The following is a 25,992-nucleotide window of genomic DNA, read 5'->3' as shown; positions in this document are numbered from 1 at the left end:
AAGTGGCCGGATGACGCAGGGATGTCCCTATCCGGGTTTCACGAGTCTGCCAGATGGCCGGCCCCGCCGATATCGCCCCGATGCGCGATCAACAGCGCATACAGCGCCTGGGCGGCGACAGACAGGCTTCGGCCCTTGCGTTGCACCAGGTATAGCGGCCGGGTCAGCGCGCGTCCGGCCAGGGGCACCACGCGCAGGTCATCGGTGCGGAAGTGAAAGAGTGTCATGGCCGGCACCACCGAGACGCCCAGGCCAGCCCGCACCAGTCCTGTCACGGTAGCCAGATGTTCCACTTCGAACACCGGCGGCGGCGCGTCGGCACCTAGCGCTTCGTCCAGGTGTTTACGCACACTGCTGCCTCGCGCAAGTTGGATAACGGGATGCCGCACGACGTCGCGCAGCCGCACCTGGCTTTGCGCGGCAAGGGGATGGTCAACCCGGCACACCAGAAAGTAGCGGTCGGCATGCAGGAACTCGCTATCCAGGTCCGTCATGTCCGGGCGGCGGGACGCCACCGCGAAATCGACCTGTCCGCTTTGCACCATGTCCAGGCAGGGATCCAGCAACCCGTCGCGCAAATCCAGCACGATGCCGGGATGCGCCTGGCTGAAGCGGGCCAACAGACCCGGCAGCCAACCCGCGGCCAACGACGGCAACGCAGCCAGCGCCACACGACCGCGGCGGCGGGCGGCATGGTCGCGCAGATCGTCCATGACAAGGTCCATATCCGCCAGGAGGCGGCGCGCGGAGGCGTCCAGCACCCGGCCTTCGGCCGTCAGTTCGACATGCCGCGTATTGCGGTCGAACAGCTTCAGGCCGGCGCTGTCTTCCAGCGAACGGATCAGCGCGCTGAACGCAGGTTGCGTCAGGTGGCAACGCTGGGCGGCCCGCGTGAAATGCCGTTCGTCCGCCAGCGCGACAAAGGCGCGCAATTGCCGGGCAGATAGATTCATGGGTTTTTTCTATCAATTGATCCGATCTTTCTATTTTACTGATTAACGCCGCATGCCTATAGTGGCCACGACAGCCCCCAAGGCCCGACTGGACCCCTTATGCCTCAATCTCCCTTGCTCATCGGCTGCGCCTCCGGCTTCTCCGGCGATCGCAGCGACGGCGCCGCCGCCGTGGTGCGCACGCTGGCCGCCCAGGGCGGCGGCACGTTGATTTTCGAAACGCTGGCCGAACGCACGCTTGCCCTGGCCCAACTGGCACGCAATGACGACCCCAACCGCGGCTACGAGCCGCTGCTGGACGAATTGGTATCGCCGGTGTTGGCGGACTGCCTGCGGCACGGCATCAGCATTGTCAGCAATTTCGGCGCCGCCAACCCGCTAGCCGCGGCCCGGCGCATTGCCGCGATCGCGCGAGAACAAGGCCTGCCTACACCGCGGATCGCGGTCGTGCATGGCGACGCCCTGAACACGGCGGCGCAGCGCGCCTTGCTGCAGGAGCGCCTGGGCGCGGCGCTGGAAGGACACGAGGTGGTCAGCGCGACCGCCTACCTGGGGGCAACCGAAATCGCGCAGGCGCTGTCGGCGGGCGCGCAGATCGTCGTCGCGGGCCGCGTGGCGGACCCCTCGCTGACGCTGGGCCCGGCGATGGCGCACTTCGGCTGGGATGCCGCGGATTGGCCTCGCCTGGGCCGCGCCACCATGGCCGGCCACATGCTGGAATGCGGCTTGCAGGTCACGGGCGGCTACTTCTGCGTGCCTGGCCTGAAAGACGTGCCGGACGTGCACGCAGCGGGCTTTCCCATCGCCGAAATCCATGCCGACGGCGAATTCGTCATCGGCAAAGCCGCGGACACCGGCGGCGCAGTGGACGCCCGCACGGTGAAGGAGCAACTGCTGTACGAGGTCCATGACCCTGCGCGATATCTGACGCCCGATGTCGTGGCCGACCTGAGCCAGGCGCGCGTCGTCGAGCTGGGCGGCAACCGCGTGGCCGTGCATGGCATCACCGGCCATGCGCGCCCGCCCGAATTGAAAGTCAACGTCTGCTATCGCGGCGGTTGGCTGGCCGAAGCCGAGATCTCGTACGCGGGCGTGCAAGCCGAAGCCCGGGCCCGGCTTGCCGCGGACATCGTCCAGAAACGCTTGGGAGCCGCCTTCAAGCTGCGCGCCGACCTCATCGGCGCCATCAGTATCCTGGGGGACGACGCGGGCGAAATGCGCCGTGCCCTGCCCGACACGCAGGCCCGCGATGTGCGGCTGCGGCTGGCCGGCGAACACGCCGACCGCGCCCAAGCCGAACGCATCCTGCGCGAAGTGACCGCGCTATACACCTGCGGCCCGGCCGGCGGCGGCGGCGTCCGCACCGCGCTGCGGCCGCGCCTGAACATGGTGTCCTGCACCATTGCCCGCGATGCCGTGGAAAGCGGCTGGAATTTCCTGGAGGACATCACCCCATGACCCGCAACACCGACACGCAGTCCGTGCCGCTGTACCGGCTGGGCCACAGCCGCTCTGGCGATAAAGGCGATATCTCCAACCTGAGCCTGATCGCATGGGATCCCGAGTGCTACGCCGTGCTGGCCGCGCAAGTCACCGAAGCCCGCGTGGCCGCGTGGTTCGCCTACCGGCACCCCGCCCGCGTCACCCGCTACCTTTTGCCCACGCTGCACGCGATGAACTTCGTGCTGGAAGGCGTGCTGGACGGAGGCGTGAACGACGCGCTGAATCTGGACACGCACGGCAAAAGCCTGTCCTTCCGATTGCTGGACTTGACGGTAGAGGTCGGCGCAGACCTGGCCCGCCGGCTGCCAGACATACCCGGCGACCGTCCCGCGGACGCCTGACCCCTGCCATTCCCCCTATATAAAAACACCACAGGAGACACACCACATGCGCATTTCATCCAAAGGCCGACTGACCCTGCTGCTGGCCGCCGCCCTGCCCCTGACCGCACTGGCCCAGAACTTTCCGGCTAAACCCATCACATTCATCGTGCCGTTCGCGGCCGGTAGCGCCACGGACCAGATCGGCCGTGCCATCGGCCAGGGTGTCACGGAACAGACCGGGCAAGCCGTGGTGATCGAGAACAAGCCCGGCGCCAGCGCCATGATCGGCGCCGCCGCCGGCGCCCGCGCCGCGCCGGACGGCTATACCGTGCTGATCACCACGAACACGACACACGCCGCCAACGAGCACCTGTACAAGTCGTTGACGTACCAGCCGGTGAAGGACTTCGCGCCGATCTCGCTGTTGGGCAAGGGCGGCCAGATCATGGTGGTGAATCCAAACTCGTCGGCCAAGACCGTGGGCGACTTCCTTGCGCAAGCCAAGCAATCGCCGGGCAAGCTGAGTTTCGGCAGCGGCAGCTCCAGCAGCCGCATCGCGGGCGAATTGCTTCAGCAGATGGCCGGCGTGCAACTGCTGCATGTGCCATACAAGAGCAATCCGCTGGCCGTGACCGACCTGCTGGGCGGGCAAATCGACATGATGATCACCGACACGGCGACCGGCCTGCCCCAAGTCAAGTCGGGCAAGCTGCGCGCGCTGGGCGTGACAGGCCTGGTTCGCTCGCCACTGGCGCCCGACGTGCCCACCATTGCCGAAGCTGGCGTGCCCAACTACGAGATGGGCTACTGGTTCGCGGCCTATGCGCCCGCCGGCACCCCGCCCGACGTGATCAAGCGCTTGAACGAGCTACTGGTGGCCGCCACGAAGACCAAGCCCGCTCAGCAGTTCTATGCGCAGACCGGAACTGATCCCGCCACCTCCACGCCAGACGAATTGGCCGCATTCCAGCAGGCTGAATCGAAGAAATGGGGCGACATCATCAAGAAGGCCGGGATCCAGCCGGAGTAAGCCTCGATGCCGTAAGCCGCAATTCCCTGGATGCAAAAAACCCATCGCTGCCGATGGGTTTTTTTTGGGGGAAGAACTGCCGCGGATTATTTGTCCACGAAAGCGCGTTCAACCACGTAGTCGCCCGGTTGACCGACGCCCGGCGACACCAGGAAGCCGCGCTTGTCCAGCATGGCGCTGATGTCGGCCAGCATATGCGGGCTGCCGCAAATCATGGCGCGATCGGTTTCAGGGTTGATCTGCGGGATGCCGATGTCTTCGCACAGCTTGCCGTTTTCCATCAGTTCCGTGATCCGGCCCTGATTGCGGAACGGTTCGCGGGTGACAGTCGGGTAGTACACGAGCTTATTGCGGACGACATCGCCGAAGAATTCGTTGTTCGGCAGTTCTTTTTCGATGAAGTCCGCGTAGGCCAGTTCGCTGACCCAACGCACGCCGTGGACAAGAATGACCTTGTCGAAGCGTTCGTAGATATCGGGGTCTTTGATGATGCTCATGAAGGGCGCTAGACCGGTGCCGGTACCGAACAGGAACAGGTGCTTGCCCGGCTTCAGGTCGTCGACCACCAATGTGCCCACCGGCTTGCGGCTGACCAGGATGGTGTCGCCCTCTTTCAAGTGCTGCAGGCGCGAGGTAAGCGGGCCGTTCTGCACCTTGATGCTGAGGAATTCGAGGTTCTCTTCGTAATTAGCGCTGGCGATGCTGTAGGCCCGCAACAGCGGCTTGCCTTCAACTTCCAGGCCGATCATGACGAAGTGGCCATTGTGGAACCGCAAGGCCGCGTCACGCGTCGTGGTAAAGGAAAACAGGGTGTCGTTCCAGTGGTGCACGCTCAGTACGCGCTCGGTGTTGAAAGCAGCCATGTCGGAGTCGGTAATATTAGGGTTAACGCTATTCTACAGGGTCTTGATAGGAATTGCTCTCATTATTCCGTAATACGCTTATGCCGTATTGATAGGGATCAAGGGTTGGATGTCGTGCCTTACGACTGGTTGAACGGTCTTTCGCTTCCTGTTATCGTCGCGTTCTCAGTTGATAATCGTTTTCGTTAGCAGACCGTTTTAAGCAACGGGAAGCCCTTTCGCGGCTATCCCCGCTGCTGCCCTAGCCGGAGTTTCCGACATGACCAAGCGTCCCCAATTGAATTCGCTGCTTCGCGCCCTGGCGCTGGCCGGCGCCGCCGCCTTCACCGTCTCGGCCAACGCCGCGGAAGAAGTCAGCCTGTACACCACCCGGGAACCCAAACTGATCCAGCCGCTGCTGGATGCCTTCACGAAGGAAAGCGGCATTAAGGTCAACACCGTCTTCGTCAAGGACGGCCTGCTGGAACGCGTCAAGGCGGAAGGCGCGAAGTCGCCCGCCGACGTGCTGATGACCGTGGACATCGGCAATCTGCTCGACCTGGTGGACGGCGGCGTGACCCAGGCCATCAAGTCCCAGACCCTGGAATCCGTAATTCCCGCGAACTTGCGCGGCGCCGACGGCAAATGGTTTGCGCTGTCGCTGCGCGACCGCGTGCTGTACGTCGAAAAAGACCTGAAGCTGGAATCCTTCCGCTACGAAGACCTGGCCGACCCCAAGTGGAAGGGCAAGGTCTGCATCCGTTCGGGCCAGCACCCCTACAACACCGCGATGGTCGCGTCGATGATCGCGCATGATGGCGCGGAAGCCACCGAGAAGTGGCTGCGCGGCGTCAAGGCAAACCTGGCCCGCAAGGCGGCCGGCGGCGACCGCGACGTGGCGCGCGACATCCTGGGCGGCATCTGCGACATCGGCCTGGCCAATGCGTACTACGTCGGCCACATGAAGAACTCCGAACCCGGTACCGACGGCCGCAAGTGGGGCGACGCCATCAAGGTCATCCGCCCGACCTTCGCCAACGAGAAGAGCGGCGGCACGCACGTGAACGTCAGCGGCGCCGCCGTGGCCGCCCACGCGCCGCACAAGGCCAACGCGATCAAGCTGCTGGACTTCCTGGTGTCCGAACCCGCCCAGGCCCTGTATGCCCAGGCCAACTATGAATACCCCGTCCGCAAGGGCGTGAAGCTGGACCCCGTCATCGCCAGCTTCGGCGAATTGAAGGTGGACCCGCTGCCCCTGACCGAAATCGCCAAGCACCGCAAGCAAGCCAGCGAACTGGTCGACAAGGTCGGTTTCGACAACTGATAAGCCCCACGCCGCCACGCCCCCCGGCGTGGCGCGACGCTGCGGCAGTATCGGGCCTGTTCCCTTCTTTTCCGGAGGGAGCAGGCCTTGCCTTTGATGCAATCGACTTTGAAGCATGCACACAGAATCCTTGCCCCGGCCGCTGCGTTTGCGCTGGACTGAACGCGGCGCCGGCTGGCTTGCAGGCGCCGGCCTGATCGCGCTGGCGGTGCTGGCGCCCGTACTGACGCTGCTCTGGTGGGCGTTGGGCGGCGAACTTTCGCACTGGCAGCATCTGGCAAGCTATGTGCTGCCGCAGGCGCTGGCCAACACGGCCATGCTGCTGGCGGGCGTAGGCGTGATGGTCACGCTGCTGGGCACGGGCGCCGCCTGGCTGGTAACCGCCTACGACTTTCCCACGCGACGCATCCTGACCTGGGCCCTGCTGCTGCCGTTGGCGGTGCCGACCTACATCATCGCGTTCTCTTACCTGGATTTGCTGCATCCCATCGGCCCCGTCCAGACGGCGATCCGCGCGCTGCTGGGCTACGACAGCCCGCGGCAATTCCGCCTGCCCGACCTGCGCTCCATTTACGGCGCGATCTTCGTGCTGGGCTTCGTGCTGTATCCGTATGTTTACCTGAGCACGCGCGTCATGTTCATGACCCAGGCGGCCAGCCTGCTGGAGGCGGCGCGCACGCTGGGCGCCGGACGTGTCGCCGTGTTCTTCCGCGTCGCCCTGCCCCTGGCCCGCCCCGCGATCGTCGTAGGCGTGAGCCTGGCGCTGCTGGAAACGCTGAACGATATCGGCGCGTCCGAGTTTCTGGGGGTGCAGACGCTGACGGTGTCGGTCTATACGACCTGGGTCACGCGGTCCGATCTGGCCGGCGCGGCGCAGATCGCGCTGACGATGCTGGCAATCGTGATTGGGTTGATCATGCTGGAACGGCATGGCCGCAAGCGCCAGCGTTACGCCAATACCCAGCGCATGCGCCCCATGCAGCCGCGCCGCCTGCGCGGCCTGCCCGCCGCCGTGGCCGCTTTGCTGGGCTGGATCCCCGTCGTGATGGGATTCATCGCGCCAGCCGCCTATCTGATCCATGAAACCTACAAGCGCCTGCATCTGGTGGGCGGCGTATCGGACCAGTTGATCAACGGCTTGGGCAATACGCTGATCGTCGCGTTCAGCGCCACCCTCGTCACCCTGCTGTGCGGGCTGATCGTGGCCTGGGCTGGACGCACCATGCGCGAAAGCGCCAATTTCAATCCGGGCCGCGCCTGCGCGCGCATCGCCAGCCTGGGCTACGCGGTGCCGGGCACCGTGCTGGCCATCGGCCTGCTGACGCCTTTCGTCTGGATCGATCACGCGGTTGCTACGGTATTCGGCGGCTCCGGCCTGTTCCTGATGGGCTCCATGGGTGCGCTGGTCATCGCCTACGTGATCCGCTTCCTGGCGATTTCCACGGGCGCGCTGGAAGCCGGCCTTGCCCGCATCCCGCCTTCGCTGGAACAGGCATCGCGCCTGCTGGGCGAAAGCTCGGCGGGCACCTTGCGCCGGGTCCACCTGCCGCTGCTGCGCCCTGCGCTGGCCGCAAGCGCCCTGCTGGTCTTCGTGGACGCCATGAAGGAACTGCCGGCGACCTTGCTGCTGCGCCCCATGAATTTCGACACGCTCGCCACCTGGCTCTACGCCGAAGCCGCGCGCGGCACGTACGAGGAAGGCGCCGTCGCGGCGCTGGCGATCGTGCTGGCCGGCCTTTTGCCCGTCATCCTGCTGGCGCGCACCAATCTGAAAATGGGACATTGATCATCGTGCCCGATCTGTTAGAAATCGATCGCCTTTCGCTCGCCTACGACACGCCCGCCGGCCTGAAGCCGGTAGTGCAAGACCTGACGCTTGGCTTGCCCGCCGGGCACATCGGCTGCCTGCTGGGCGAATCCGGCTGCGGCAAAACCACCGTGCTGCGCGCCATCGCCGGCTTCGAGCCCGTGCGCGCCGGCCGCATCCTGCTGGACGGCGCGGTCATTTCGTCCCCGACCGAGCAAGTGGCGCCGGAACTGCGCCGCGTGGGCATGATGTTCCAGGACTACGCGCTGTTCCCGCATCTGACCGTGGCGTTGAACGTGGCGTTCGGCTTGCGCAAGCTTGCGCGCGGGGACCGTGCCCGCCGCGTGGAAGAGATGCTGGAACTGGTGGGCCTGGCGCATGCCGCTAGCAGCTACCCGCACGAGATCTCGGGCGGCCAGCAGCAGCGCGTGGCATTGGCCCGGGCCCTGGCACCCTCGCCCGATCTGCTATTGCTGGACGAGCCGTTCTCGAACCTGGATGTGGACACCCGGGAACGTCTGGCGTTCGAAGTGCGCGACATCCTCAAGACCACTGGCCACACGGCCATCCTCGTCACGCACAACCAAGCCGAAGCCTTCGCCATCGCCGACCGCATCGGCGTGATGGCAAAGGGGTCGATCGTGCAATGGGATACGCCCTACAACCTGCACCACCATCCCGGCAACGATTTCGTGCGTGACTTCATCCGGCGCGAAGCGCTGGAAGCGCAGCGCGAGCAGGCATTCGCCCGCGGGCGCTGAGCCGGCCCTCAATCCGCCGACAGCTTGACCTTTTGCGACAGGGCTTTGAAGGCCTCGTGCTGGCTCTGGGTCAGGCGCCCGACCTCTTGCGGGGTCGATCCATACGGCATGAAACCGGCTTGCTCCAGCTTGTCCTTCACTTCCGGCAGGGCCAACGCCCACTGGAACGCCTCGCTCAGCGCCTGGGTGACTTCCGGCGACATCTTGGCCGGTCCGTATACCGCGAACCACGGATCCACCACCGCGCCCGCGTAACCCAGTTCGGCCAGCGTCGGCACGTCCGGCAGCGCCGGCGCCCGCTTGCTGCCCGTGACCGCCACCGCGTGGACCTTGCCCGCCTTGATGTGCGGCAGCGAAGCAGGCAGGTTGTCGAACATGACCGGAAGGTGTCCGCCCAGCAAGTCGTTCAGGCCCTGCGCGCTGCCCTTGTATGGAATGTGCTGCATGCCAGCGCCCGTCAACTGATCGAACATCACGCCCGCCAGATGCATGGACGTGCCCGTACCCGGCGTGCCGTAGGCCGTGCCCGGGTGCTGCTTGGCGTAGGCCACCAGGTCCTTGACGCTGTCCACCTTCAACGCGGGGCCCGTTTCAAGCACCACGGTGGACGCGCCCAGCATGCTGACGCCGGTGAAGTCCTTGGTGGGATCGAACGGCATCGAGGGGTAGACGAAGGGATTCAACGCATTCGTGGAAATGGCGCCGAAGCCGATCGTGTAGCCGTCGGGCGCCGCTTTGGCCACGGCGTCCATCCCGATATTGCCGCCCGCGCCCGGCCGGTTTTCCACGATGACAGGCTGGCCGAGCTTTTCGGCCACTTTCTGCCCCGCCGTGCGGGCCACCAGATCAGTGGTGCCGCCCGCCGTGTACGGGACGATGAAGGTGATGGGCTTGGTCGGGTAGCCGGCGGCAAACGCCGCGGACGCGCCGTTGACCAGGGCCAAGGCGGCCACGCCGCGCGCAAGGTTGAGGGTGTAGCGATGCATGAGTCTCCATCCTGTTGTTATGAAGGTTTGGAGGCGCATCATACTGCCGCGCAAGCCTTGCGCGGCAGGGGGAAACACGTTGGCCGCAATCAGGCGCGCGGTTCAGGCAGCGGGATGTATTCGGTCTCGTCGCCGGGCACGATCTGGTCGAAGCGCGTGCGCTGCCAATCCTGCTTGGCCTGCTCGATGCGGTCCTTGCTGCTAGAGACGAAGTTCCACCAGACAAAGCGCGGACCGTCCAGGGGTTCGCCGCCCAGCACCGCAAACCGCGCGGCGGTGACGGCGCGGATCTGCACCGGCCGGCCCGGGGCGAACACCACCAGCCGACCGCTTTCGAACACTTGCCCATCCACCTCGACCGAGCCTTCGGCCAGATAGGCGGCGCGCTCTTCGTACTCGGCCGGCAGCACCGTCGTGGCGCCTGCCTTCAATTGCAGGTCACCGTAGAACAGGGGCGACAGCGTCTTGACCAACGAGGTCTTGCCGAACAGCGAACCCGCCACGACCTGGGCGCGCACGCCCTCGCCTTCGACCACCGGCTGCGCATCCAGGCCATAGTGCGTAAAGCCCGGGTCGGTTTCCTCGTGCTGCTTCGGCAAGCCTACCCAGATCTGCAGGCCACAGAGGCGCTGCGGCGCCTGGCGGCTTTCCGGCGACGAACGTTCCGAGTGGACGATGCCGCGGCCGGCCGTCATCCAGTTCACTTCGCCCGGCAGAATCGTCTGGGTATTGCCGGCGCCGTCGCGGTGCACCATCGAGCCTTCGTACAGGTAGGTGACGGTGGACAGGCCGATGTGCGGGTGCGGGCGCACGTCGATGCCCGAGCCGGCATCGAATTCCACCGGACCCATGTGGTCAAGGAACACGAACGGCCCGACGGTTCGGCGCTGCGCCGACGGGATCGCGCGGCGGACGGAAAAGCCGCCCAGGTCGCTGGTGCGCGGCACCACGACGGTTTCAATCTGGTTTTCGCCTGCATCGGACAAGGTAGACATGGGGTAGCGCTCCGCTTCAATAGGCCAATGGCCATGTTAAGGCCCAATGGCCCGTTCAAAAACAGCGCCGGGCGGAAACCCTTCCGCCCGGCGCGAGGCATTACGCCAGATCGAACACCAGCACTTCGGCGTTCTTGCCGCCCGACAGCTCGACACGGGAGTCGTCCGTGATGGCGACCGCGTCGCCGGCCGAGAGCTCGGCGCCGTTGACCGTGACGCTGCCCCGCGCTACATGCACCCAGGCGCGGCGGCCGGCGGCCAGTGCCAGGGTGGCGGACTCGGCGCCGTCGAACAGGCCGCCATACAAGCGCGCGTCCTGATGGATCTTCATGGAGCCGTCTTCACCATCCGGCGACACCAGGGCTTGCAGCCGGCCACGCTTTTGCGCGTCGCTGAAGGTGCGCTCTTCATACTCCGGGGCGATGCCGGTCACGTCGGGCTCGATCCAGATTTGCAGCATGTGCGTTTCGGTGTCCGGCAGCGGGTTGAACTCGGAGTGCATCACACCGCGGCCGGCGCTCATCCGTTGCACGTTGCCGGGCTGGATGGTCGAACCGCTGCCCATGCTGTCCTTGTGCGCAATGGCGCCGTCCAGCACATAGGTGATGATCTCCATGTCCCGATGGCCATGCGTGCCGAAGCCGCGGCCGGCAGCGATGCGATCGTCATTGATCACGCGCAGCGCGCCGAAGCCCATATGAGCCGGGTCGTAGTAGTTGGCGAAGGAAAAGGTGTGAAACGAATCGAGCCACCCATGGTTGGCGTGACCCCGTTCGGCAGCGCGGCGAATCGTAAGCATTGTGGACTCCTGTTTCAATAATATGAATGATATAGAGGGGTGCGGTGCCGGGTTTCTTGTTTGCCCTTCCCGCTTAACCCCTGGCATGAGTGATATTCTGCGCGTGCAGAGGGGTCGCTTTGGCGCTATATTTTGATGACTTCATTCAAATTATTTGAATGCACCTCATCGAGCCCCCGCCATGCAACCCATTACGCCTGAATTGTTGATCCTGGTTGACGCCATCGCCCGCCATGGCAGCTTTGCGAAGGCGGCGCGCGAGCTCGGCAAAGTGCCGTCCGCCGTGACCTATTCGATCCGCAAGCTGGAAGACGGCCTGGACGTGCTGCTGTTTGACCGGTCAGGACACCGGGCGCTGCTCACCCCCGCGGGCGAAGCCCTGCTGAAGGATGGACGCCACGTGCTGCAATCGCTGGACGATCTGGCTTGCCGCGTGAAACGCATCGCCACCGGCTGGGAAGTCGAGCTGCGCATCGCCGTCAGCGCAGTATTGCCGTGGCGGCCTCTGTATGACCTGATCGACGAATTCCAGACGCTGGAAAGCGCGACCACGCTGCGCTTTTCCAGCGAAGTGCTGAGCGGCAACTGGGATGCGTTGACGAGCGGACGCGCCGACCTCGTGATCGGCGCCGGCGCGAATGCCGAGCCGACGGGGCCCTACCGGTCACAGGCGATCGGCACCACGCAGTTTGGATTTTGCGTCGCGGCGCATCACCCCCTGGCGTCGTTGCCGCAACCGCTCAGCCGCGCCGACATCACGCAGTACTGCGCGGTCGTCGTCGCGGACACATCGCGCAACCTGCCCCCGCAATCGCGCGGCATCCTGGCGGACCAACCCACGCTGGTGATGCCATCCATGCAGGCCAAGATCGACGCGCAGGTACGCGGCCTGGGCTGCGGCTACCTGCCGCTGACCATGGCGGCGCCTTACCTGGCGCAGGGTCTGTTGGTGGTGTGCGAGACGGATGAGGGCATGTCCCTGACGGAACACGTGGCGTACGCCTGGCGGGCCGAGCCGCCGGGCGAAGCGCTGAAATGGTGGTTGCAAAAACTGAAATCGCCCCGGCTGTGCGAGAGCCTGCTGGGAATGGGCTGAGGGGTTGCCGGGCGTGCAACGCGCGGCAACCCCTCAGCGTTCACTCGTCTTCAATCCCCAGCTCGCGCAGTTTGCGCGTGATGGTATTGCGGCCGATGCCCAGGCGGGAAGCGGCTTCCACGCGGCGGCCGCGGCTGGCGTCCAGCGCGCTTTGCAGCAGGATCTTTTCGAACTGGCGCGTCAGCGTGGCCATAACGGCCGGTTCGCCGCGTTCCAGCCGGTACTGGGCATCGCGCAGCAGGGACTCCTGCCAATTGCGCGGCGCGCCGTCGTCCAGCCCCTGAGGCGCCTGCACGACGGTGCCGATGCCCGGCATAGGCGTCGCCGGGCGCAGCGGGGCCGCACCCGGTTGCTGCTGATGTTCCAGCGCGCGGATTTCCGGCGGCAGGTCCTGACGGTCGACCGTCTGCCCTGGCGCCATCACCGTGAGCCAATGGCAGAAGTTCTCCAGCTGCCGGACGTTGCCCGGAAAGTCGAACTTGGTCAGCACGGCCAGCGCGTCAGGCGTCAGGCGCTTGACCGGCACGCCCAACGTGCGGGCGCTTGCCGTCAGGAAATGCTGGGCCAGCGCAGGAATGTCCTCCACGCGTTCGCGCAACGGCGGCAGGCGCAGCCGGATCACGTTCAGGCGGTGGAACAAGTCTTCGCGGAACAAGCCCTGCTCGACGCGCTGCTCCAGCGGTTGGTGCGTGGCGGCGACGATGCGCACGTCCACGCGCACGGGCTGCGCCCCGCCGACACGGTAGAAGCTGCCCTCGGCCAGCACGCGCAACAGCCGCGTCTGCAACTCGATCGGCATGTCGCCGATTTCGTCCAGGAACAACGTCCCGCCGTGCGCTTCTTCGAAGCGGCCACGGCGCAGATTGTTGGCGCCGGTGAATGCGCCGCGCTCGTGGCCGAACAGCTCGGCCTCAAGCAGGTCGCGCGGAATGGCTGCCGCGTTCAGGGCCACGAAGGGGCCGCTGGCGCGCACGCCGTGGCCATGCAGGGCACGGGCGACCAGTTCCTTGCCGGTGCCCGATTCGCCGGTGATCAACACCGTCACCTTGGACTGGGCCAGCCTGCCGATGGCGCGGAACACTTCCTGCATGGCGGTGGAAGACGACTGCGTCATCATCCAGCGCTCGTTATTCTGGGCGGCCTCGCCCTGCCCTTCAGGCGTTTCCGGCTGCGTGGATTCCTGCATGGCGCGCTGGATCAGCGCAACCGCCTCGTTCACGTCGAACGGCTTGGCCAGGTAATCGAACGCGCCGCCCTGAAACGCGGACACGGTGCTGTCCAAATCGGCGAACGCGGTCATCACGATGACCGGCAAGCCGGGATGGCGCTCTTTGAGTTGACGCAACAGCTCCAGCCCGTTGCCGCCGGGCATGCGAATATCGGACACCAGGGCGACGGGCGTTTCGCGCGACAGCGCTTCCAGCACGTCGGCCGATTGGGAGAAACTGCGGGTGGGGACACCAGCGCGGGCCAGGGCCTTTTCGAGGACCCAGCGGATGGCCTGGTCGTCGTCGACGATCCATACGGGTTTCATCAGTGTGCAGGCTCCATCGGTAGGACCAGGCGAAACTCGGTACGCCCCGGTCGGGATTCAAATTCGATGATGCCGCCGTGCTGTTGCACGAAGTCCTGGGCCAGGCTCAGGCCCAGGCCCGTGCCGCCCGCCCTGGCCGTGACCAGGGGGTGGAAAATGCGGTCACGAATGTGGTCCGGCACGCCCGGACCGTTATCGATGATGGACAGCACCAGCGCCAGCCGGTGCTGCCGGTGGGCCAACATGACCTGGCGCGCCACGCGGGTGCGCAGGGTGACCACGCCAGGCTCCGTCTTCGGCCCCTCGGGCCGTGCGACCAGTTCCTGCGCGGCGTTGCGCGCCACGTTCAGAACGGCCTGCATCAGACGGGCGGCATCGCCCTTCAAATCGGGCACCGACGCGTCGTAGTCGCGCAGGATGGTGACGTCGTTGCGGAATTCGGCCTGGATCAGCGCGCAGACGCGCTCGCAGATCTCATGGATGTTCACCGGCCGCGCATTCAGCGGCACACGTTGCGGGCCGCTTAAGCGGTCCACCAGCGCCTGCAGGCGGTCGGCTTCGGAAATAATGACCTGGGTGTACTCGGCCAGGGCCGCGCTGGGCAGTTCGGCTTCCAGCAACTGCGCCGCGCCGCGCAAACCGCCCAAGGGATTCTTCACTTCATGCGCAAGGTTGCGCAGCAACTCGCGGTGCGCTTCGATCTCGTCGACCAGCCGATGGTTGCGGTCAGCCAGGACGCGCTGCTCGATTTCGCGGGTCTCTATCAGCACGGGCCAGCGCTGGCCTGTCAGCCCGACCGTCGTGACGGCGACTTCCACGGATTCGGCGGCGCGGCGCAACGAGGCCAATTGCCTGACGTCGGCGTACCTGCCCGCCGCGGCGCGGTCGATGGAGGACTGGATATTCTCTGGGGTGTCGAACAGCGTGGCGGCGGAGTGCCCGCCCAGTTGCTTGCGCGAGCGGCCGAACAGATCTTCGGCGGCAGCGTTGGCGTATTCAATGTGGCCGCGCTCGTTGACCAGGAAAACGGACGTGGCAAGCAGATCGAGAGCTTCTACATTCATTTTTCAACGTACCCGAATGACAGGGGGAAAGCGGAACGCGCCCGCGACGGCGGCGCCGGAACCCGGCGCCCTGTCCGCCAGGCATGATGCCTGGCGGACAAACCGTCGAGCCGCGACCTGGTGGTGCGCATGGTGTGGGCCCTGGTATCTGCCTACATCATCGCGCGCCCCCCGCCACAGCCTCTAAACGATCAGAGGCTGTAGTACATGTCGAATTCGACCGGGTGCGTCGTCATGCGCAGACGATTCACATCGGCCATCTTCAGGTCGATGTACGCGTTGAGCATGTCGTTGCTGAACACGCCGCCACGGGTCAGGAATTCGCGGTCCGCGTCCAGGGCTTCCAGCGCTTGTTCCAGCGAGGAGCACACGGTCGGGATCTTGGCATCTTCTTCCGGCGGCAGATCGTACAGGTTCTTGTCGGCCGGATCGCCCGGGTGGATCTTGTTCTGAACACCGTCCAGGCCGGCCATCATCAGGGCCGAGAAAGCCAGGTACGGGTTGGCCAGGGGGTCCGGGAAACGCGCTTCGACGCGGCGGCCCTTCGGGTTGCCGACGTACGGGATGCGGATCGAGGCCGAGCGGTTGCGGGCCGAGTAAGCCAGCTTGACCGGGGCTTCGTAGTGCGGAACCAGACGCTTGTACGAGTTCGTGCCCGGGTTGGTGATGGCGTTCAGGGCGCGGGCGTGCTTGATGATGCCGCCGATGTAGTACAGCGCGAATTCCGACAGGCCGGCGTAGCCGTTGCCTGCGAACAGGTTCTGGCCATCCTTCCAGATGGATTGGTGCACGTGCATGCCGGAACCGTTGTCGCCAACGATGGGCTTGGGCATGAACGTCGCGGTCTTGCCGTAGGCGTGGGCCACGTTGTGCACGACGTACTTGACGATCTGCGTCCAGTCGGCGCGCTGGACCAGCGTGCTGAACTTGGTGCCGATTTCCAGCTGGCCGGCGCCGGCCACTTCATGGTGGTGCACTTCGACCGGCACGCCCATTTGTTCCATCAGCAGGCACATTTCCGAACGCATGTCCTGGAACGAATCAACCGGCGGAACGGGGAAGTAGCCGCCCTTGACCAGGGGACGATGGCCGGTGTTGCCGCCTTCGAATTCCTGGCCGCTGGACCACGAGGCTTCTTCGGACTTGATCTTGACGAACGTGCCCGACATGTCGGTGTTCCACGTCACGCCGTCGAACACGAAGAATTCGGGTTCCGGACCGAAGTAGGCGGTGTCGCCCAGGCCGGAGGACTTCAGGTAGGCTTCGGCGCGCTTGGCCAGCGAACGCGGGTCGCGGTCATAGCCCTTCAAGTCCGAGGGTTCGACGACGTCGCACGACAGAATCAGCGTCGGCTCTTCACGGAACGGATCCAGGTTGCCGGTGGAGCAATCGGGGATGAGCAGCATGTCGGAAGCTTCAATACCCTTCCAACCCGGGATCGACGAACCGTCGAAAGCCTGGCCGCTTTCCAGCTTGTCTTCGTCGATCTGGCTGGTGGGCACGGACACGTGGTGCTCACGGCCAACCGTATCGGTGAAGCGGAAATCCACGAATTTGACTTCGTTATCGGCGATCTGTTTCAGGACGTCTTTCGGGCTTGCCATGTCATCTCCATTAGATAAAAGGGTCGAGGGCTTTGCCTCTCGACTGGCATAAAAGAGGGAAGCAATAAGCGTGCCAGGTTTTACCCCCTGGAATCCCTGGGGAGCACCGCACGGTCAGGAAAAAATGTAGCACCACTATGGTGCAAATGGTGGGGCACGATTGCCCCATTATGGTGCGATCCCGTTAAAGGAACATTTCCTGAAGGTCATTCAGGAACCGCCACCCCAAGGGCGTGGCCTTCAGGCGGGTCGGATCGCCGTCCAGCAGGCCCCGCTTGGAGGCTGCCTCCAATTGGTGCGCAATAGCGGCCAGCGACAGGCCGGTGCGTTCGTTGAATGCCGTACTGGGCACGCCGTCTTTCAGGCGCAAGGCATTGAGCATGAATTCGAAGGGCAGTTCATCTGGCCCGACCTGCCGGCTTTCGGCCAGATGGCTGCCGTCCCGGGCCATTGCGGCCTGCATCCAGGAATCCGGGCTACGCAGCCGCGCCTCGCGCACGATACGGTCATGGAATGACAATTTGCCGTGCGCGCCGGGGCCGATGCCCAGGTAATCGCCGAACTCCCAGTAGTTCAGGTTGTGGCGGCAGCGGGCGCCGGACTTGGCGTAGGCGGACACCTCGTAGCGCGCCAGGCCGGCCGCGGCCAGCTCGGACTCCACGGCGTCCTGCATGGCGGCGCTGGTGTCGTCGTCGGGCAGGTCTTCGGGCGGGAACTTGGCGAAGACGGTATTGGGCTCCATCGTCAAGTGATACAGCGACAGGTGCTCGGTGCCGAACGAAATGGCCTCGCGCAAATCGGCCACACAGGCGTCCAGGGTCTGGCCCGGCAAGGCGAACATCATGTCCAGGTTCACCCGCGAAACGGCGCGCTGCGCCATGCCGATAGCGGCGCGTGCCTGATCAGCATCGTGGATGCGGCCCAGCTTCTTCAATTGGGCATTGTCGAAACTCTGGATGCCCAGCGAAAAGCGCGTGACCCCGCTGGCGGCGTAATCGCGGAAGCGGCTGGCCTCGGCGGTGCCGGGGTTCGCCTCCATGGTGATCTCGGCGTCCGGCCAGACATTCAGACAGGCGCGCAGCATGGCCAGCAACTCGTCCAGCCCGCCCGACGACAGCAGGCTGGGCGTGCCGCCGCCGATGAAGACGGACACGACCTGGCGGCCCCAGATGGAAGGCAAGGCCTGTTCCAGATCGCTGCGCAAGGCGTCCAGATAGGCGCGCTCGGGGATTTCACCCGGCGCGGCGTGGGAATTGAAGTCGCAATACGGACATTTGCGCACGCACCAGGGCACGTGCACATAGACGGACAACGGCGGCAGGCTGGTCAGCGTGGCGCCCGCCGGCACGAGCCGGCGCGAAGGCGCTGCGCCCAGGTCGTTGCGGATGGGGATGGTGATGGACATGCGGTTTCCTGGAGCGGGCGCGGCGGGCGCCCTCCTCAAGCCTGGCTTAGCTTGCTCAGCAGCTCGCGCAACGCGCGGGCGCGGTGGCTGACGCGGTTCTTTTCCTCGGGGTCCAGCGTCGCGGCGGTCAGCCCCATGTCGGGCAGGTAGAAATGGGGATCGTAGCCAAAGCCGTTGGCCCCTTCGGGCTGATCGATGATCTCGCCGTGCCACAGGCCTTCGCCGATGATCGGGCACGGATCGTTTTCCGAACGCACCAGCGCCAGCACGGCGACATACCAGGCACGCCGGTCGGCCTGTCCGGCCAGCTTCTGTGTCAGCAGCGCGTTATTGGCCAGATCAGATTTTTCGCCGCCATGCATCTTGGCATAACGGGCCGAATAGACCCCGGGCGCGCCGTCCAGCGCGGCCACGCACAGGCCGGAATCGTCGGCCAGGGCCGGCAGCCCGGTCAGGCGGCTGGCGTGGCGCGCCTTGGCCAAGGCGTTTTCGACGAACGTGACATGCGGCTCTTCGGCCTCGGGCACGCCCAGTTCGCCTTGAGGCACCAGTTCGATGCCCAGAGGAGCGAACAAGGCGGAAAACTCGCGCAACTTGCCGGCATTATTAGACGCCAGCACGATGCGGCGCAGGGAATCGGGAATCTTGGGGGAAGTCATAGGGCAAATTGTATAGGGCGCCGCCCGCCCGCGCCGCCGGGTTGCGCGATCCCCCTGCGCCGGGGATGGGCATTGAAATCGCCACATGAAGATAATTCCCTGCTCGCCGCCGCAACAACACAGACATATTTTGTCGTCACCATCGCTAATCTTGTCACTGATCGTATCTGACGCCCTCGGCGATGACCCCACTTCACGCTATGCCCCGGACGGCCGCGGTCCGCGCGCCCCACTCCTCTCCGGGCGATACGCCCGCGCCCGCCGGTCTGGCCGGCATCCTGCAGGAACGACTGCTGCGGCCGCGCTACCAGCCTGTCGTCGATCTGTCGCATAGCCGCATCTATGGCCACGAAAGCCTGATCCGCGGCCCCGTCGACACGGCCTTGCATTTCCCGGACGCCCTGTTCGCCGAGGCGCGCCGCCAGGGGCTGCATCCGCAATTGGAATTGGCCAGCTTCAGGGCCGGTGCGCAGGGATTCCAGGACAACGAGGCGGCCGGCAAGCTGTTCCTGAACCTGTCCGGGTCGGCGCTGATCCATTATTGGACGCTGTGGGGGGACGACATGCCGCTGCGCCTCTTGAAGGATTGCACGCTGCCGCCCACCAGCATCATCGTCGAACTCACCGAGCAGGACCCGCTGTCGGACCATATGGGCGAGCTGGGCTGCGCATTCGCCTGCCTGCGCGAACGCGGCATGCGCATCGCGCTGGACGATTACGGCGTGGGCAATTCGAACCTGCAGCTATGGTCCGAAATGCAACCCGACCTGGTCAAGATCGACCGCTATTTTTTTGACGGCATCGGCCAAAGCGACCGCAAGCAGAACATGGTGCGGGCCATCTTGAAGGTGGCGCAGCACCTGGGCACGTCCATCGTCGCCGAAGGCATCGAAACCGCGGAAGACCTGGCCGTGGTGCGTGAACTGGACATCCGGTATGCGCAGGGCTGGTTCCTGGGCCGGCCCGAAGAAACGCTGCTGACTGAGCTGACCGCCCCGTTGCGCGATTCGCTGCGGATGCGCAGCCCTGCCCCGCTGTCGCAGCGGTCCGCAGGCGGCACTGCCGCCAGCCTGCGCGTGGAGGCGCCGGCCGCGCTGCTGAACCAGCACACCAACGACGACGTGCACCGGCTGTTCATCGAACACAAGAACATGCATGCCGTCGCCGTTGTTGACGGCGACAACCGCCCCGTGGGCATCATCAACCGGCGCGACTTTTCGGAACACTACGCGCAACGCTATACGCGCGAGCTGTTCGGCCGCGACGCCTGCTCGACGTTCATGAACAGCGAACCGGTGCTGGTAGACCTGAATATCTCGATCGACCAGTTGAGCCATGTGTTGATTTCCGAAGACCAACGCTACCTGATGGACGGCCTGATCATCACGCGGGACGGCCGCTACGACGGCCTGGCCACCGGCGAGACCCTGGTGCGCTCGGTGACCGAGATGCGGATCGAAGCGGCGCGCTACGCCAACCCGCTGACGTCCCTGCCCGGCAACATCCCCATCAGCCGGCATATCGCAACGTTGCTGGAGGATGCGGCCGACTTCACGATCTGCTACGGCGACCTCAATAACTTCAAGCCTTTCAACGACGTATATGGCTATTGGCGCGGCGACGACATGATCATGCTGACCGCCGAAGTCGTCAAACGGCACTGCGACCCGCTGCGCGACTTCGTGGGGCATGTGGGCGGCGACGACTTCGTGGTGCTGTTCCGCAGCCTGGACTGGATGCAGCGCGTGCAACGCATCATCGCCGAATTCAATGAGCAGGCCATCGACCTGTACGACGACCAGGGCCGCCATAACGGCGGCATCGAAGCCGAAGACCGTTACGGCGTGCCGCGCTTCTTTCCGTTCGTGACGCTGGGCGTGGGCGCGCTCACCGTTACGCCGTCCTCATGCGAGCGCATCCGCCCGGAGGACATTGCGTCGGCTGCCGCCCATGTCAAGCACAAGGTCAAGCATGGGAACCTGTCGCTGGTGGTCGAACGCTACACTGGCGGCGCCCTGCCCCAACTGGCCGGCTAGCTGGCCCGCCGAGGCCTGCACCGCGGCGGCGTTCTGCGCCGCCTGGGCAATCTGGAACACCGCCACCGCTCGGCGCAGGCCTTGCGCCTGGATCTCCAGCGCCGCTGCCGCCGCCGCGGTCTGCTCCACCATCGCGGCATTCTCTTGCGTGGCGCGTTCGATATCGGCCACCGCGTTGTTGACTGACGCGATGCCCGCAGCCTGTTCGGCGGTCGCGTTGGAGATTTCCGCCACGATCTGGGTTACCCGGTCGACCGACACCATCATGTCGCGCATGGTGTCGCCCGCCAGATTCACCTGGCGTACGCCCGCCTCGACCCGCGAAGCGGAATCCTCGATCAGGCCCTTGATTTCGCGGGCGGCCTGCGCGCTGCGCTGGGCCAGCGACCGCACCTCGCCCGCCACGACGGCAAAGCCTTTGCCTTGCTCGCCCGCGCGCGCCGCCTCCACTGCGGCGTTCAGCGCCAGGATGTTGGTCTGGAAGGCGATGCTGTCCACCACGCCGACGATCTCGCCGATCCGGCGCGCGCTGTCCGCAATGCCCTGCATGCTCTGCACGACCTCGTCCACGGCCTGGCCCCCGCGCTGCGCCAGCCGGGTGGCGCTTTCTGCCTGGCGGCTGGCCTGGTCCGCGTTGCCGGCGGTCATCTGGACGGTGTGCGCCAACTGCGTCATGTTGGCCGCGGCCTCTTGCAGCGACCCCGCCTGCCGCGCGGTGCGGTCGGACATGTCCGCCCCGCCGGCAGCGATCTCGCCAGAGCCGGTGTGGATTTCCTCGACGCCATGGCGCACCGATGCCACGGCGGCCGACAGCCCGGTCTGCATGCGGCGCATGGCCGAATACAGCACACCGATCTCGTTGTCGCCCCGATTGGCGATGGCGCCCGTCAAGTCGCCGTCCGCAATGCGGTCGAAGTGCGCGCCGGCCTCGTTCAGCGGCCGCAGGATACTGCGGCGGAACGTCAGCCGGATCAGCACAGCCAGCAGCAGCACAACGCCCAGCACACCGGCCGCGACCACGATCACCCGCTCCAGCGTCTGGCTGGCGCCGGCCACCGCCGCCTGCCCCTGCTGGCGCGAATAGGTCTGGTAGGCATCCGCCTGCTTGACGTAGCCCGCGCCGCTGGCGGGCAGCACCTTGTCCACCAGGCGGTTGACCTCGATGCCGTTCCAGCCCTGGATCGCCTTCTGCATGGGCACAAGTGTCTGCTCGGCGAAGGCGGCATAGGCCTTCAGCACCTGTTCGAACAGCGGACCACCTTGTGCGCTGACATCCGGGTTGCCGCGCAGGCGCGCCAAGCTGGCGCCGGCCTGCTTGAGCAGAGCGTCCGCCTGGGCCAGGGATTCGTCACGGGCGGCCTCCAGCCCGCCCTCCATGCCGGTCTTGGCATCAGTGAGCGCGGCGCGCGCCTGGAACAGGCGGCTGGTCATGTCGGCCAGGTCGCTGGCCCGTTCGATGCTGCCTCGGCCCAGGGCCTCAATATCGGCCCGGTTGTCGCGCAGCACCGCGATACCCGCTGCCGCGGCGACGGCGAACAGCACCACAAACAGCGCCAGAATGGCCGATACCGCCGTGGTGACCCTGAGATTTTTCCGCATATCCATCCGTATATATCCTGGCGCCAGCGGCGCAGTGCAACGGATTATGGACACCCAGTTTGGCAATTTCTTGACACAACCTGGGCTGGCGCATGACGAACGCCCGTCATGAAACTGCGCTTTTGCGAACAGGAACCCCGTATTAAGGAATTGTGAATTGGCAGCAGCACGCCCTTGCGGCACATTCGATGCTGTACCGAACCATTCCATCCTTCCTACAGCAGCCCTATGCCTCACGCCTCTCACGATTACCAGGACATCCGCGAAGCCGTGCGCGATCTTTGCGCCCAATTCCCTGGCGAATACTTCCGCAAGATCGACGAAGAACGCGGCTATCCCGAAGACTTTGTCCGCGCGTTGACCGAGGCCGGCTGGCTGGCCGCGCTGATTCCGCAGGAATACGGCGGCTCGGGCCTGGGCTTGACCGAGGCGTCGGTCATCATGGAAGAGATCAACCGCAGCGGCGGCAACTCCGGCGCCTGCCACGGCCAGATGTACAACATGGGTACGCTGCTGCGCCATGGTTCCGAGGCCCAGAAGCGCGAATACCTGCCCCGCATCGCCGCTGGCGAACTGCGCCTGCAGTCCATGGGCGTCACCGAACCCACCACCGGCACCGACACCACCAAGATCAAGACCACCGCCGTGCGCCGCGGCGACCGCTATGTGATCAACGGCCAGAAGGTCTGGATCTCGCGCGTGCAGCATTCGGACCTGATGATCCTGCTGGCGCGCACCACGCCGCTGGACCAGGTCACGCGCAAGTCCGAGGGCATGTCGATCTTCCTGGTGGACCTGCATCACGCCGTCAAGCATGGCATGACGATCCGCCCGATCCCCAACATGGTCAATCACGAGACCAACGAACTGTTCTTCGACAATCTGGAAATCCCCGTCGAGAACCTGATCGGCGAAGAAGGCAAAGGCTTCAAGTACATCCTGGACGGCCTGAACGCCGAACGCACCCTGATCGCCGCCGAGTGCATCGGCGACGGCTACTGGTTCGTGGACAAGGTTACCGCCTACGCCAAGGAACGCATGGTGTTCGGCCGGCCCATCGGCCAGAACCAGGGCGTGCAATTCCCGATCGCCCGCGCCCACATCAACGTGGAAGCCGCCAGCCTGATGCGCTACGAGGCCTGCCGGCTGTTCGACGCCCATCAACCCTGCGGCGCCCAGGCCAACATGGCCAAGCTGCTGGCCGCCGACGCGTCCTGGGAAGCCGCCAACGCCTGCCTGCAGTTCCACGGCGGGTTCGGCTTCGCGACCGAGTACGACGTCGAACGCAAATTCCGCGAGACGCGGTTGTATCAGGTGGCGCCCATCTCCACCAACCTGATCCTGTCCTACGTCGCCGAACACATCCTGGGCCTGCCCCGCTCCTTCTGATCCGACCCCGCTCATGAACGCAGCCAAAGACACCCCTCACCTCAGCGCCGAGCTCGCGGCCTTTGCGGCCAACCTGCGCTACGAGGACATCCCGGCCCCGGTATTGCGCCGCGCCGAAGACCTGCTCCTGGATTGCCTGGCCTCGATCCTGGCCGGCGCCTCCGCCCGCGCCGTGCAGGCCATCGACCGCTACGCCGCGGCCATGGGTCCCGCCGACGGCCCCAGCGAAGTGCTGATCACGCGCCGCCGCACGTCGCCGATGTTCGCCGCCATGGTCAATGCGGCCGCGGCGCACGTGGTCGAACAGGACGACGTCCATAACGGTTCGGTGTTCCACCCCGCCGCCGTGGTGTTCCCGCCCGCGCTGGCCGTGGCGCAAGCGCTGGGCAGCTCGGGCCGCGACATGCTGACGGCCGCTGTCGCCGGCTATGAAGTCGGGATCCGCGTCGGTGAATTCCTGGGCCGCTCGCACTACAAGATCTTCCACACCACCGGCACCGCGGGCACCTTGGCCGCTGCCGTCACCACCGGCCACCTGCTCAAGCTGTCCCCGGAACAGATGCTGCACGCATTGGGTTCGGCCGGCACCCAGGCCGCCGGCCTGTGGGAATTCCTGCGCGACGCCGCCGATTCCAAGCAATTGCACACCGCCAAGGCGGCTGCCGACGGCATCACCGCCGCCTATCTGGCGCGCGAAGGCTTCACCGGCGCCCGCCACATCCTGGAAGGCCCACAGGGCATGGCGGCCGGCATGTCCACCGACGCCGACCCCTCAAAACTCTGCGACCGCCTGGGCGAACGCTGGGCGCTGGCCGAGACCTCGTTCAAGTTCCACGCCTCCTGCCGCCATACCCACCCGGCCGCCGACGCGCTGCAACAGGCGCTGCGCGAGAACAACCTGACGGAAGCCGATGTGGCGCGCGTCGTGGCCCATGTGCACCAGGGCGCTATCGACGTTCTGGGCCCGGTCGTCAATCCGCAGACCGTGCACCAGTCGAAGTTCTCGATGGGCACGGTGCTTGCCCTGATCGCCCGTAAAGGCCGTGCAGGCCTGGCCGAATTCGACGCCGGATTGGACGATCCGGCGGTCGCCGACTTCCGAGGCAAAGTTGAAATGGTGCTGGACGAAGAAGTCGACAACGCTTATCCGCAGCGCTGGATCGGCAAGGTCACCGTCACCACCCGAGATGGCCGCACGGTGCACGGCCGCGTGGACGAACCCAAGGGCGACCCCGGCAACACGCTGAGCCGTTCCGAAATCGAGGACAAGACCCTCAGCCTGGGCCGCTATGCGGACGCCGCCACGGAACCAGAATTGCGCGGGCTGATCGGCACGATCTGGGGGCTGGAGGACGTGGTCAAGATCGACGCCCTGTTGTCGCGCAAGGCCGCCTAGTTTCCTGCCGGTTCCTGGCGCCCCCATGAAAAACAGCCGCTCACGCGGCTGTTTTTTCATGGCAAGAACCGGTCGGGGTCCTGGAACCGCGCTCGCCCCCTAGGCCAGCGCCGCGCGTTGCGCGCGCACCAGGCTGGCGATGCCGCCTTCGGCCAGCACCAGCATCGTGTCCAGTTCGGCGCGGGTGAAGGTTGCGCCTTCGCCCGTGCCCTGTACTTCAACGAACGCGCCGCTGCCTGTCATGATGACGTTCACATCGGCATCGCACGCTGAATCTTCCTGATAGTCCAGGTCCAGCACCGAGCGGCCTTGCACCAGGCCGACCGATACCGCCGCGACCGCGTCGCGGATCGGGTTGACGGCCAGGTCGCCGCGCTTCATCAGCAAGGCCACCGCATCCGCCGCCGCGACCCAGGCGCCGGTGATGCTGGCGCAACGCGTGCCGCCGTCGGCCTGCAACACATCGCAGTCCAGGTGCAGCGTGCGTTCGCCCAGGGCCTTCATGTCGAACACGGCGCGCAGGCTGCGGCCGATCAGGCGCTGGATTTCCTGCGTGCGGCCACTTTGCTTGCCACGGGCGGCCTCGCGGTCGCCGCGCGTGTGCGTGGCGCGCGGCAGCATGCCGTATTCGGCCGTGACCCAGCCTTCGCCCTTGCCCTTCAGGAACGGCGGCACCTTCTCCAGCACGCTGGCGGTGCACAGCACATGGGTGTCGCCGGCCTTCACCAGCACCGACCCTTCGGCGTAGCGCGTAAAACCGCGCTCCAGCGCGAACGGCCGCAATTCGTCGACGGCGCGGCCGGACGGACGGGCGATGGTGGGCGTAGTGGTCACAGGCAGACTCCAGACATGAACGTTGATTCGCGGCATTGTACGGGCAAGGCGCC

Annotated in this window: 21 protein-coding genes and 1 pseudogene; 10 read left to right on the top strand and 12 right to left on the bottom strand. The window is 65.6% G+C overall.

The window, feature by feature from the left end; genetic code table 11:
* Window positions 1-38 precede the first annotated feature (38 nt).
* Window positions 39-953 carry a LysR family transcriptional regulator gene (locus HG262_RS02090; RefSeq protein ID WP_169269455.1) on the bottom strand — a complete coding sequence of 305 codons (915 nt, stop codon included), beginning with the start codon at window positions 951-953 and terminating at the stop codon, window positions 39-41.
* Window positions 954-1,052: 99 nt separating this feature from the next.
* On the opposite strand from HG262_RS02090, the gene HG262_RS02085 reads away from it, so the two are divergent.
* The 3 genes from HG262_RS02085 to HG262_RS02075 are packed head-to-tail and all read left to right on the top strand — an operon-like array spanning window position 1,053 to window position 3,809.
* Complete coding sequence (locus HG262_RS02085) at window positions 1,053-2,411, top strand: acyclic terpene utilization AtuA family protein (protein WP_169269454.1); 1,359 nt, start codon at window positions 1,053-1,055, stop codon at window positions 2,409-2,411.
* A complete protein-coding gene (locus HG262_RS02080; protein WP_169269453.1) occupies window positions 2,408-2,797 on the top strand; it encodes a hypothetical protein in 390 nt (129 codons plus the stop codon). The genes HG262_RS02085 and HG262_RS02080 overlap by 4 nt, the downstream gene beginning before the upstream one ends.
* A gap of 46 nt (window positions 2,798-2,843) precedes the next feature.
* Window positions 2,844-3,809, top strand: a complete 966-nt coding sequence (locus HG262_RS02075) for a tripartite tricarboxylate transporter substrate binding protein (RefSeq protein WP_169269452.1) — start codon at window positions 2,844-2,846, stop codon at window positions 3,807-3,809.
* Between the two features lie 86 nt (window positions 3,810-3,895).
* On the opposite strand, the gene HG262_RS02070 is transcribed toward HG262_RS02075, so the two are convergent.
* Window positions 3,896-4,672 carry a ferredoxin--NADP reductase gene (locus HG262_RS02070; protein WP_169269451.1) on the bottom strand — a complete coding sequence of 259 codons (777 nt, stop codon included), beginning with the start codon at window positions 4,670-4,672 and terminating at the stop codon, window positions 3,896-3,898.
* A 259-nt stretch (window positions 4,673-4,931) separates the two neighbouring features.
* Between HG262_RS02070 and HG262_RS02065 the strand changes: the two genes are divergently transcribed.
* The 3 genes from HG262_RS02065 (at window position 4,932) to HG262_RS02055 (ending at window position 8,543) form a co-directional block, all read left to right on the top strand.
* Entirely contained in the window at window positions 4,932-5,975 is a 1,044-nt protein-coding gene (locus HG262_RS02065) for a Fe(3+) ABC transporter substrate-binding protein (protein ID WP_169269450.1), read from the top strand.
* 115 nt (window positions 5,976-6,090) lie between these two features.
* The gene (locus HG262_RS02060) at window positions 6,091-7,761 is read left to right on the top strand and encodes an iron ABC transporter permease (RefSeq protein WP_169269449.1); all 1,671 of its coding nucleotides are present in this window, start codon (window positions 6,091-6,093) and stop codon (window positions 7,759-7,761) included.
* A 5-nt stretch (window positions 7,762-7,766) separates the two neighbouring features.
* Window positions 7,767-8,543, top strand: a complete 777-nt coding sequence (locus HG262_RS02055; RefSeq protein ID WP_348984354.1) for an ABC transporter ATP-binding protein — start codon at window positions 7,767-7,769, stop codon at window positions 8,541-8,543.
* Window positions 8,544-8,551: 8 nt separating this feature from the next.
* Here HG262_RS02055 and HG262_RS02050 read toward each other — a convergent pair whose 3' ends face one another.
* From HG262_RS02050 to HG262_RS02040, 3 genes are all read right to left on the bottom strand, one after another.
* Complete coding sequence (locus HG262_RS02050; RefSeq protein WP_169269447.1) at window positions 8,552-9,529, bottom strand: tripartite tricarboxylate transporter substrate binding protein; 978 nt, start codon at window positions 9,527-9,529, stop codon at window positions 8,552-8,554.
* 89 nt (window positions 9,530-9,618) lie between these two features.
* Window positions 9,619-10,524 carry a pirin family protein gene (locus tag HG262_RS02045; RefSeq protein ID WP_169269446.1) on the bottom strand — a complete coding sequence of 302 codons (906 nt, stop codon included), beginning with the start codon at window positions 10,522-10,524 and terminating at the stop codon, window positions 9,619-9,621.
* Between the two features lie 100 nt (window positions 10,525-10,624).
* Window positions 10,625-11,323 carry a pirin family protein gene (locus HG262_RS02040; RefSeq protein ID WP_169269445.1) on the bottom strand — a complete coding sequence of 233 codons (699 nt, stop codon included), beginning with the start codon at window positions 11,321-11,323 and terminating at the stop codon, window positions 10,625-10,627.
* 181 nt (window positions 11,324-11,504) lie between these two features.
* Between HG262_RS02040 and HG262_RS02035 the strand changes: the two genes are divergently transcribed.
* Window positions 11,505-12,419 carry a LysR family transcriptional regulator gene (locus HG262_RS02035; RefSeq protein ID WP_169269444.1) on the top strand — a complete coding sequence of 305 codons (915 nt, stop codon included), beginning with the start codon at window positions 11,505-11,507 and terminating at the stop codon, window positions 12,417-12,419.
* 40 nt (window positions 12,420-12,459) lie between these two features.
* Here the strand turns inward: HG262_RS02035 and ntrC are convergent, their stop codons facing one another.
* The 5 genes from ntrC to rdgB all read right to left on the bottom strand — a co-directional run bounded on the left by ntrC (window position 12,460) and on the right by rdgB (window position 18,685).
* Window positions 12,460-13,953 carry a nitrogen regulation protein NR(I) gene (ntrC, locus tag HG262_RS02030; RefSeq protein WP_169269443.1) on the bottom strand — a complete coding sequence of 498 codons (1,494 nt, stop codon included), beginning with the start codon at window positions 13,951-13,953 and terminating at the stop codon, window positions 12,460-12,462.
* Complete coding sequence (gene glnL / locus HG262_RS02025; RefSeq protein WP_006222220.1) at window positions 13,953-15,017, bottom strand: nitrogen regulation protein NR(II); 1,065 nt, start codon at window positions 15,015-15,017, stop codon at window positions 13,953-13,955. The genes ntrC and glnL overlap by 1 nt, the downstream gene beginning before the upstream one ends.
* 191 nt (window positions 15,018-15,208) lie before the next feature.
* The gene (glnA, locus tag HG262_RS02020; RefSeq protein ID WP_169269442.1) at window positions 15,209-16,621 is read right to left on the bottom strand and encodes a type I glutamate--ammonia ligase; all 1,413 of its coding nucleotides are present in this window, start codon (window positions 16,619-16,621) and stop codon (window positions 15,209-15,211) included.
* Between the two features lie 184 nt (window positions 16,622-16,805).
* Window positions 16,806-18,026: a radical SAM family heme chaperone HemW gene (hemW, locus tag HG262_RS02015; protein ID WP_169269441.1), complete on the bottom strand. Its 1,221-nt coding sequence runs from the start codon at window positions 18,024-18,026 to the stop codon at window positions 16,806-16,808.
* A 35-nt stretch (window positions 18,027-18,061) separates the two neighbouring features.
* Window positions 18,062-18,685, bottom strand: a complete 624-nt coding sequence (rdgB, locus tag HG262_RS02010; protein ID WP_169269440.1) for an RdgB/HAM1 family non-canonical purine NTP pyrophosphatase — start codon at window positions 18,683-18,685, stop codon at window positions 18,062-18,064.
* A 200-nt stretch (window positions 18,686-18,885) separates the two neighbouring features.
* On the opposite strand from rdgB, the gene HG262_RS02005 reads away from it, so the two are divergent.
* Window positions 18,886-20,721, top strand: a complete 1,836-nt coding sequence (locus HG262_RS02005; protein ID WP_169269439.1) for an EAL domain-containing protein — start codon at window positions 18,886-18,888, stop codon at window positions 20,719-20,721.
* 165 nt (window positions 20,722-20,886) lie between these two features.
* On the opposite strand, the pseudogene HG262_RS02000 reads toward HG262_RS02005, so the two are convergent.
* A pseudogene (locus HG262_RS02000) lies at window positions 20,887-22,320 on the bottom strand (methyl-accepting chemotaxis protein); the annotation flags it as partial.
* Between the two features lie 228 nt (window positions 22,321-22,548).
* On the opposite strand from HG262_RS02000, the gene HG262_RS01995 reads away from it, so the two are divergent.
* Window positions 22,549-23,709, top strand: coding sequence for an acyl-CoA dehydrogenase family protein (locus HG262_RS01995; RefSeq protein WP_169269438.1), 1,161 nt, complete (start codon window positions 22,549-22,551; stop codon window positions 23,707-23,709).
* A 13-nt stretch (window positions 23,710-23,722) separates the two neighbouring features.
* The gene (locus HG262_RS01990; protein WP_169269437.1) at window positions 23,723-25,105 is read left to right on the top strand and encodes an MmgE/PrpD family protein; all 1,383 of its coding nucleotides are present in this window, start codon (window positions 23,723-23,725) and stop codon (window positions 25,103-25,105) included.
* A 99-nt stretch (window positions 25,106-25,204) separates the two neighbouring features.
* On the opposite strand, the gene rph is transcribed toward HG262_RS01990, so the two are convergent.
* A complete protein-coding gene (gene rph, locus HG262_RS01985) occupies window positions 25,205-25,975 on the bottom strand; it encodes a ribonuclease PH (RefSeq protein WP_169269436.1) in 771 nt (256 codons plus the stop codon).
* Window positions 25,976-25,992: the final 17 nt, after the last annotated feature.

Origin of the sequence: Achromobacter sp. Bel (assembly GCF_012928505.1) — a bacterium.
In the GTDB taxonomy this organism is placed as follows: Bacteria; Pseudomonadota; Gammaproteobacteria; order Burkholderiales; family Burkholderiaceae_B; genus Achromobacter.
Note: the sequence above shows the minus strand (reverse complement) of the source record. Positions and strands in the feature narration are given on the sequence as shown.